This window comes from Massilia sp. BSC265, assembly GCF_000740675.1.
GTDB lineage: Bacteria > Pseudomonadota > Gammaproteobacteria > Burkholderiales > Burkholderiaceae_D > Telluria.
Window position 1 is genome coordinate 1 of sequence record NZ_JPXI01000003.1, and the last position, 9,497, is coordinate 9,497.

The following is a 9,497-nucleotide window of genomic DNA, read 5'->3' on the forward strand; positions in this document are numbered from 1 at the left end:
TAATAGTGCAATGGCATAAGCGTGCTTAACTGCGAGACCGACAAGTCGAGCAGGTACGAAAGTAGGACATAGTGATCCGGTGGTTCTGTATGGAAGGGCCATCGCTCAACGGATAAAAGGTACTCTGGGGATAACAGGCTGATTCCTCCCAAGAGTTCATATCGACGGGGGAGTTTGGCACCTCGATGTCGGCTCATCACATCCTGGGGCTGTAGCCGGTCCCAAGGGTCTGGCTGTTCGCCCTTTAAAGTGGTACGTGACCTGGGTTTAAAACGTCGTGAGACAGTTTGGTCCCTATCTGCCGTGGGCGTTGGAAATTTGAAGGGGGCTGCTCCTAGTACGAGAGGACCGGAGTGGACGAACCTCTGGTGTACCGGTTGTCACGCCAGTGGCATTGCCGGGTAGCTAAGTTCGGAAGAGATAACCGCTGAAAGCATCTAAGCGGGAAACTTGCCTTGAGATGAGATTTCCCGGAGCCTTGAGCTCCTTGAAGGGTCGTTCGAGACCAGGACGTTGATAGGCTGGGTGTGGAAGTGCAGTAATGCATTAAGCTAACCAGTACTAATTGCCCGTACGGCTTGTCCCTATAACCTTGGTAGGCTATAGACAAGTCAGGAATACAGCTGCAGTTTGTTGATACTGCTACCCCAAGAATAAAAAAAACGATACTTCTTCCCGGATTGTGAGTTTTTTACCGATCGGTAAAAGCTCAGACAAGTCAAAGCCTGATGACCATAGCAAGTCGGTCCCACCCCTTCCCATCCCGAACAGGACCGTGAAACGACTTTGCGCCGATGATAGTGCTGCAACCAGTGTGAAAGTAGGTTATCGTCAGGCTAGTTATAAAGCAAAGCCCGCTCAGTATCGACTGAGCGGGCTTTTTGCGTTCAGATTCGCATCGTAAATCTTCACTGCGCCGTGTTCGGGCAATCACCAATCCTTGTGACTTCCTTTTGTCAAACCGCCCGCCTCGCAGTACAGTCATGCCTTCCATATATTCACCTTCAAGATGGACTACCATCAGCTTGTCCTACAGCGGCGATCGCATCCCGCGTGGCGCCTTCTCGCGGCGGATCACGCGCCCATGATCGCCAGCTTCCTGCACCGTAGCTTTGTTGCGCCGAACATGCGCACGATCCCGCGGCAGGAACTGGCGGCCCAGCTCGACGACCACCTGTTCCAGCTTCACGAGGCGGAAGGCCAGGGCCTGTATCCGAAAAGTGCTACGGCCTACCTGGACGATTGGGCTTCCGACGAGCGCGGTTGGCTTCGAAAATACTATCCGCCGGGCCAGGATGAACCCCACTATGACTTGACTTCGCCCGCCGAGCACGCGATCGAGTGGCTGGACAGCCTTGGCCAGCGCGCCTTCATCGGTACCGAGTCTCGCCTCATGACCGTGTTTGACCTGCTCAAGCAGATTGTCGATGGGACGGAACTCAATCCGCGCACTCGCATTGAAGAATTGCAAAGGCGTAAGGCCGAGATCGATGCCGAGGTCGCCAAGATCAGGGAGGGACGCCTTGATCTGATGGAACCCACCCAGGTGCGCGAACGCTTCCTGCAGATGACAGCAACTGCACGCGAGCTGCTCTCCGACTTCCGTGCCCTGGACCAGAATTTCCGCGCACTGGACCGGAACGTACGCGAGCAAATCGCGACCTGGGACGGCGGCAAGGGTGAGTTGCTGCAGCAAGTGTTCGGCTGGCGTGACCTGATCGCCGATTCTGACGAGGGTCGAAGTTTCCGCGCGTTCTGGAACCTCCTGATGTCGCCGTCCCGTCAGGATGAACTCAGCCGGTTACTGGAGCGTGTCATGCAGCTCGGACCAATTCGCGAGCTGGAGCCGGATGGGCGCATCAGGCGTATCCACTACGACTGGCTCGAGGCCGGCGAGGTCACGCAGCGCACCGTCGCCCGCCTGTCCGCCCAGTTGCGCCGCTACCTGGACGACCAGGCCTGGCTCGAGAACCGCCGTATCATGGAACTGATCCGCAATGTAGAGCAGAAAGCCCTCGCCTTGCGGGGGCAGGTGCCGGACCGGGCATTCGCCGAGGTCGATGAGCCAGCTCCCGAGCTCGGCTTGCCGATGGAGCGCCTGTTGTACACGCCGGCATTCAAGGCCGACATTCGCAATCTCACCATGGAAGACGCCGAGGTGGACATCGTCACCGACGCCTTGTACGAACAGGTGCATGTGGACCAGGCGCGCTTGCTCGCGAATATCCGGCGCGCCCTGCAGACACGCGCTCAGGTATCGCTCGCCATGCTCGTCGAGGAGCGTCCGATCGAGCAGGGACTGGCCGAGCTCGCCACCTACCTGAAGCTTGCCACCCAGGAGGTCTCGGCCGTCATCGATGACGAGCGCACTGAATTGGTCCACTGGACCGACGGCGCCGGGCGCCAGCGACGGGCATCGCTGCCACTGGTAATTTTCACGCTACGCGAGCACACGACCGATGAATGACGACGACCGCTTCGGCCCCCTGCTGGTAAACCTGTTCCAGGGGGTGCTGTACCGCGAGCAGGCCGCCGCGCCCTGGCAAGCCCTGCTCGACCTGCAGGCGCGGGTACGCGACTACTGTGCAGTGATCGGTCTCGACCTGATTCTCGATGAGGCGGAAGGCTATGCCTACCTGCGCCAGCGTCCTCGATCGCCGGACGAAGCCGAGCTCCCGCGCCTGATCCAGCGGCGTCCCCTCAGCTTTCCAGTGAGCCTGATCCTGGTCCTGTTGCGAAAAAAGCTGGCCGAATTCGATGCCACCGGCGGCGACACCCAGCTGGTGGTCAGCCGCGAGGACATCGCCGAGCAGATGCGGCTTTTCCTGCCTGATACCGCGAACGAGGCGCGTCTCCTGGACCGCATGGAAACCCACCTGAACAAGGTCGTCGAACTCGGATTCCTGCGCCGCTTGCGCGGCCAGGAAGCGCAATATGAAGTACGCCGTATTTTGAAGGCCTTTGTCGATGCCCAATGGCTGGATGACTTTGGTAAACGCCTTGACGCCTACGCCAGCCACGCCGCATCTGCCATCGGGGAGGAGAATGCATGAACGCGCCATCGGAATTCGATCCGCCTGCGCAGCCATTCCAGCAAGGGATCGACCTGGCGAATGACGGCAATGCCGTGCCGGGCGCCGATTCCGACGCACATCCGGCTGCCAATCCGGACGCTGCGCCCCCCGCACAGCCGCACCGTCCCGAACGTATCGGATTTCGCTTGCACCGCTTCGAGGTGTACAACTGGGGTACCTTCCACCAGCGCGTCTGGCGCATGCAACCTGATGGCGACAACATGCTGCTGACCGGGGATATCGGTTCGGGAAAGTCGACCCTGGTCGATGCCTTGACGACCTTGCTGGTTCCGGCTCAGAAGATATCGTACAACAAGGCGGCCGGCGCCGATGCGCGCGAGCGCAGCCTGCGCACCTATGTCCTCGGCCATTACAAGTCCGAGCGGGGCGACACCGGCATGACGGCGCGCGCCGTTCCGCTGCGCGACCACCACAGCTACTCCGTCCTGCTGGCGGAGTTCCACAACGAGGGATTCGATCAGACGGTCACGCTGGCCCAAGTGTTCTGGCTGAAGGATCCGCGTGGCCAGCCGGAGCGTTTTTACGTGGTGTCCGACGCCAGCCTGTCGCTTGCGGAGCATTTCGCGGGTTTCGGCACCGATATCGCCCAGCTGCGCAAACGCCTGCGCGGCATGGCGGGCACCACCTTGTTCGACAGCTTCCCGCCCTACGGCGCCGAGTTCCGGCGCCGCCTCGGTATCGCTTCCGAGCAGGCAATGGATCTGTTCCACCAGACCGTCTCCATGAAATCGGTCGGCAACCTGACCGAGTTCGTGCGCGAGCACATGCTCGAGCCGTTCCCGGTCCAGCCGCGCATCGAGGCCTTGATCGGCCACTTCGACGATCTGAATCGCGCCCACGAGGCGGTGCTGAAGGCGCAGGCACAGATCGACGCGCTGCAGCCGCTGAGCGCCGACTGCGATCGCCATGCGGAGCTGGTGCGCAATGTCGACGAACTGCGCAGCTGCCGCGACGCCTTGCGTCCGTGGTTCGCCGGACTCAAGGCGGATTTGCTGGACAAGCGGATCGCGCATCTCGAAGCGGACGAGGAGCGGGCCGTGGTGAAGCTCGCGCAGCTGTCCGAACTGCGGCGCACCCAGCGCCAGACCCGCGATGAACTCGGTGCGGCGATTTCGGCCAACGGTGGCAACCGCATCGAGCAGATCAGGAGCGAGATCATCAGGCTCGACCACGCACGGGAGGAGAAGGCCAGGCGCGCCGACCAGTACGAGCTGATCGCGCGCGCGCTCGGCGTGCCTGGCGCCTCCGACGCGGACACTTTCCATGCGAATCGGCGCGCAATCGCGCAAGGACAGGCCGACTGTGTCGCCGAGCGCGACGAGCGCAGCAATCGCCTGACCGAAGCCGGCGTGACCGTGCGCGAACTGAGGCGCCTGCACGGAGAGCTGACCGGCGAACTCGAATCGCTGCGCCAGCGCCGGTCGAACATCCCGCGCCAGGTGCTGGCCGTGCGCGAAGCGCTGTGCGAGGCCCTGGCCATCCCTGTCGACAAACTGCCCTTCGCCGGCGAACTGCTCCAGGTCCGCGAGGAGGAACGGGCCTGGGAGGGAGCGGCGGAACGCCTGCTGCATGCCTTCGGTGTGTCCCTGCTGGTGCCCGAGGCGTATTACGCGCAGATCGCCGCATGGGCCGACCGCACCCACCTGGGCGCGCGGCTGGTGTATTACCGGGTGCGGCAGACCGTGGCAAGCGAACGGCAAACGACGCATCCCCAGTCACTGGCGCGCAAGCTGGCCATCCAGCCGGATTCGACGTTCTACGCCTGGATCGAAGCGGAGCTGGCGCGGCGCTATGACTACGCCTGCTGCGAGGGCATGGACCAGTTCCGCCGCGAGCAAAAGGCGATCACCCGCAATGGCCAGGTGAAGTCGGGCGGCGAACGGCACGAGAAGGACGACCGCTACCCGATCGACGATCGCACCCGTTATGTGCTCGGCTGGAACAATGAAGCCAAGATCGCGGCACTCGCCAAGCGGGAGCGCGACCTGGCCACGCGCATTCACGCGCACGCCCACCAGATTCACTCGCTCAAGAGCGAAGTCGAGGAGTGGAACAAGCTGCACGGTATGTGGCAGCAGCTGGCCTTGTACACGGACTTTGCCGAGCTGGACTGGAAACCGCTGGTGACGGAAATCGACCGGCTGCAGCGCGAACAACAGGCGCTGGCAGCATCGTCCGACCTGCTGCGCACCCTGCAAACGCAGTTGCGCGCGCTCGACGCTTCACTGGCCGAGACCGACACGCAACACGCCGCCGCTGCCAGGCTGGAAGCGACGGTGGCCGAAAAGCTCAGCATCGCGCGCGGCCAGCGCGAGGAGGCCGGCGCACTCGCGCTCGCCTTCGACGAGCCCACCCGTGTTGCGCTGGAAGCGCGGCTCCTTGCCTTGCGCAGCGAGGCCCTCGGCGAGCATGCGCTGACGGTGGAATCTTGCGATAACCGCGAGCGCGACATGCGCGAGTTCCTGCAGGCGCGTATCGATGCCGAAAGCAAGAAGATCGAACGGCTGCGCGATGCGATCATCTCGGCCATGCAGGATTACGTCAATACCTGGAAGCTCGATACGCGCGAGGTCGACGTCAATATCGAAGCGGCCGGCGAATTCCGCCGCATGCTGCGGGACTTGCAGGTGGATGACCTGCCGCGCTTCGCCAGCCGCTTCAAGGAGCTGCTGAACGAGAACACCATACGCGAGATCGCCGGTTTCCAATCCCAGCTCAAGCGCGAGCGGGAAACCATCCGCGAGCGGATCGACACGATCAATGCATCGCTGCACGCGATCGACTACAACCCGAACCGCTATATTTCGCTCGAGGCCGAACCGAGCCTGGATGCCGAGTTGCGCGATTTCCAGCACGATCTGCGCAGCTGCACCGAAGGCGCCCTGACCGGATCGTCGGACGAGGAATACACCGAAACGAAATTCCTGCAGGTGCGGCGCATCATCGAACGCTTCCGCGGGCGTGAAGGCAGTGCCGAACTGGACCGGCGCTGGACACGCAAGGTGACGGACGTGCGCAACTGGTTCGTCTTCTCGGCATCCGAGCGTTGGCGTGATGACGACAGCGAGCACGATCATTATTCGGACGCGGGTGGCAAGTCCGGCGGCCAGAAGGAGAAGCTCGCCTATACGGTGCTGGCGGCGAGCCTGGCTTACCAGTTCGGCCTGGAGTGGGGCGCGGCACGATCGCGCTCGTTCCGCTTCGTCGTCATCGACGAAGCCTTCGGCCGCGGCTCCGACGAGTCGGCGCGCTACGGCCTGGAGCTGTTCCGGCGCATGAACCTGCAACTGCTCATCGTCACGCCGCTCCAGAAGATCCACATCATCGAACCCTATGTCGCGGGCCTGGGTTTCGTGCACAGCGAAGAAGGGCGCCTGTCGATGCTGCGTTACCTGAGCATCGAGGAGTTCCGTACCGAGCGTGAGGCACGCGCAGGATGACAGTACAGCAGCTTTCCAAGTGGTCGGGGCCCGACGCCATCGCGGCCGGCGTCCGCCAGCTCTGGGATAGCGGAGCAATACTGCGTGCGCGGCTCGAAGGCAGCAGCATCTTCCCGCTTGAGTTGCGCCTGCGGCAGCCTGGCGGCGCCGAGATGGGGCAAGCGTTCGAAGCGGTTCGGACCTGGATCGGCGCCCTGGTGGGCATGGCTCGGGAAGCACGCGGTTTCGGCTACGAGTTGGTGTGGCGGGACATCAATCATCGCCAGCTCGGGCGCAACCGCATTCCAGTGGCTGCGCGCATTCCATCGGAGGAGGACGCCCTGCGCCTCATCGGGCGCGGTGCCGATGTGCGGCGCTTCGACCGGCTCGCAGGCATGACGCTGGACGCATTCCCCATCCTGCGACCGTGGCTGCTCAGGCAGCCGCTCAAGCCGCTTGTCTATGCCGACGCATGGGAAGCTATCCTTGCCGTCCTGCGCTGGTTCAGGGCGCAACCGCGGCCTGGGATTTATCTCCGCCAACTGGACATCGAGGGTGTCGATACCAAATTCATCGAATTGCACAAAGCTTTGGTCGCCGAGCTGCTGGATGAAATCATGCCGCCCGAGACCATCCTGGCGAACGCGAACGGCGCACGGCAGTTCGAGTCCCGGTTTGGATTGTTGATAAAGCCGACCCTGATCCGCTTTCGGCTGCTCGATCCCGATTACTACATCGGCGGGCTGTCGGACGTGAGCATTCCTGTCGCTCACTTTGCTGCACTCGAGACCGGGGTGGAGCGGATTTTCGTGACGGAAAACGAAGTGAATGCGCTGGCCTTTCCACCAGTAAGGGCCGGCATGGTCGTTTTCGGCGGGGGGTACGGGATAGATCGGCTGGCGCAGGCCGGCTGGCTGAGCAGCAGGGAGGTGATGTATTGGGGTGACATCGACACGCACGGATTCGCGATCCTGGACCGTTTCCGCTTACATGTTCCCCATGCACGATCCATCCTGATGGACCGCGCGACGCTCGATGCGCATCGCCCCCTGTGGGGCGCGGAGAATGCCGCGGCGCGTCATACAGGGGAACTCGGCCGTTTGACGGAGGACGAGCGACAACTCTTCGTCGAGCTTCGTGACAACGTCCATGCAGCGAATCTGCGCATGGAGCAGGAACGCATACCTTATGCATGGGTAGTCGACGCGATCCGCAGCGCACTGGAATCGCCGCGTTGATCGGCAGCCGTGCTTACCCGGACGAAATAAAAAGCCCCGGAATCATCGAGACCTTGCCCGGCGGATTGTTCGCCGGGTCCCCAGCTGTGCGTCACCGTGGCTCGGCAGATGGCGAGTCCCCGACCCGTCTTCATCTTGTTCGCCGTAGCCACCGGTGCTGTGCACGGCTGGGCCAACACTCGCCTCCGTATACGCTCCCCCCGATACCGGAACTTTGGGTTTGGCGAGTGCCGCCCAGTTCATAAAACTCGTGCTGTTTGTTGCAGCTGACGTGCTTCGACCATGGTGCCCAGGTCATAGTTCGATCAAACGAACATTCTTGTGACACACGCATTATCCAGCTGCAAGAATCCTCATCTGTTCGACATCTCACACATGGCAAATGCCGCAATGGTTTTCTTGCCGGACTCTTGCTATGTTGCCCAGCGCTAATTTTCCGATATAAAGCTGAGCCATATTTGCCGTCATGGATGTGCACAGCTCAAACAACTATGAAACATGAAGTACTCGATGCCAAGCACAATCCGCATCCTCACCCATGTCGAGTCGCGACGGCGTCACGCGCTCAGAACTGAGGCGCGCATGCAACATCGCCCCCCTTGCAGCGCAGGGCCAGAGTTTGTTATGATGCGCCTCCGCTTCGAGAACGCTGCAAGGTGTGACCGAAAAAGGTTAACGTAATCAAGTGGTTACGTTAGCAAGGTCGGCAGAGAAATCTGCGACGAAGTGGAAGAGGGGGTTGACGATGATCAGGAAACGCTGCATAATCTCATTCCTCTGCTGCTGACGAACACAACGCTTCGCACGGTGCAGCAAGGTAGTACAGAACACTGGTTCTTTAACAATCAACAGTCGATAAGTGTGGGCGTTTGATGAAGGTGCCGCTGGCTTCGGTCAGTGATTACTTAAATTATCAAATGTTCACAAGAAATAAACGTAAATCTTCGCAAGGAGATTTCGTCAGTATTTTGAGTGAGCGACCCGGCAGCAGTGCCGGTGACACGAGAGTGTCAACAAACAGAGATTGAACTGAAGAGTTTGATCCTGGCTCAGATTGAACGCTGGCGGCATGCTTTACACATGCAAGTCGAACGGCAGCGCGGGGCAACCTGGCGGCGAGTGGCGAACGGGTGAGTAATATATCGGAACGTACCCAGAAGTGGGGGATAACGTAGCGAAAGTTACGCTAATACCGCATACGATCTACGGATGAAAGTGGGGGACCTTCGGGCCTCATGCTTGTGGAGCGGCCGATATCTGATTAGCTAGTTGGTAGGGTAAAGGCCTACCAAGGCGACGATCAGTAGCTGGTCTGAGAGGACGACCAGCCACACTGGGACTGAGACACGGCCCAGACTCCTACGGGAGGCAGCAGTGGGGAATTTTGGACAATGGGCGCAAGCCTGATCCAGCAATGCCGCGTGAGTGAAGAAGGCCTTCGGGTTGTAAAGCTCTTTTGTCAGGGAAGAAACGGCTGAGGCTAATACCTTTGGCTAATGACGGTACCTGAAGAATAAGCACCGGCTAACTACGTGCCAGCAGCCGCGGTAATACGTAGGGGGCAAGCGTTAATCGGAATTACTGGGCGTAAAGCGTGCGCAGGCGGTTTTGTAAGTCTGACGTGAAAGCCCCGGGCTCAACCTGGGAATTGCGTTGGAGACTGCAAGGCTTGAATCTGGCAGAGGGGGGTAGAATTCCACGTGTAGCAGTGAAATGCGTAGAGATGTGGAGGAACACCGATGGCG

At 60.8% G+C, this 9,497-nt stretch carries 4 protein-coding genes and 3 rRNA genes; all 7 read left to right on the plus strand.

Annotated elements, in window-relative coordinates; all coding sequences use genetic code 11:
• Nucleotides 1–586 (plus strand): 23S ribosomal RNA (locus MA09_RS00230); the annotation flags it as partial.
• Between the two features lie 138 nt (nt 587–724).
• Nucleotides 725–837: ribosomal RNA gene (gene rrf, locus MA09_RS00235) — 5S ribosomal RNA — on the plus strand.
• A 172-nt stretch (nt 838–1,009) separates the two neighbouring features.
• Entirely contained in the window at nt 1,010–2,467 is a 1,458-nt protein-coding gene (locus tag MA09_RS00240) for a DUF3375 domain-containing protein (protein WP_036244252.1), read from the plus strand.
• Nucleotides 2,460–3,053, plus strand: a complete 594-nt coding sequence (locus tag MA09_RS00245; RefSeq protein WP_036244253.1) for a DUF4194 domain-containing protein — start codon at nt 2,460–2,462, stop codon at nt 3,051–3,053. Before MA09_RS00240 ends, MA09_RS00245 begins: the two co-directional genes overlap by 8 nt.
• A complete protein-coding gene (locus MA09_RS00250) occupies nt 3,050–6,535 on the plus strand; it encodes an ATP-binding protein (protein ID WP_081897334.1) in 3,486 nt (1,161 codons plus the stop codon). The genes MA09_RS00245 and MA09_RS00250 overlap by 4 nt, the downstream gene beginning before the upstream one ends.
• Nucleotides 6,532–7,752, plus strand: a complete 1,221-nt coding sequence (locus MA09_RS00255) for a DUF3322 domain-containing protein (RefSeq protein ID WP_036244255.1) — start codon at nt 6,532–6,534, stop codon at nt 7,750–7,752. Before MA09_RS00250 ends, MA09_RS00255 begins: the two co-directional genes overlap by 4 nt.
• Nucleotides 7,753–8,778: 1,026 nt before the next feature.
• Nucleotides 8,779–9,497 (plus strand): 16S ribosomal RNA (locus MA09_RS00260); the annotation flags it as partial.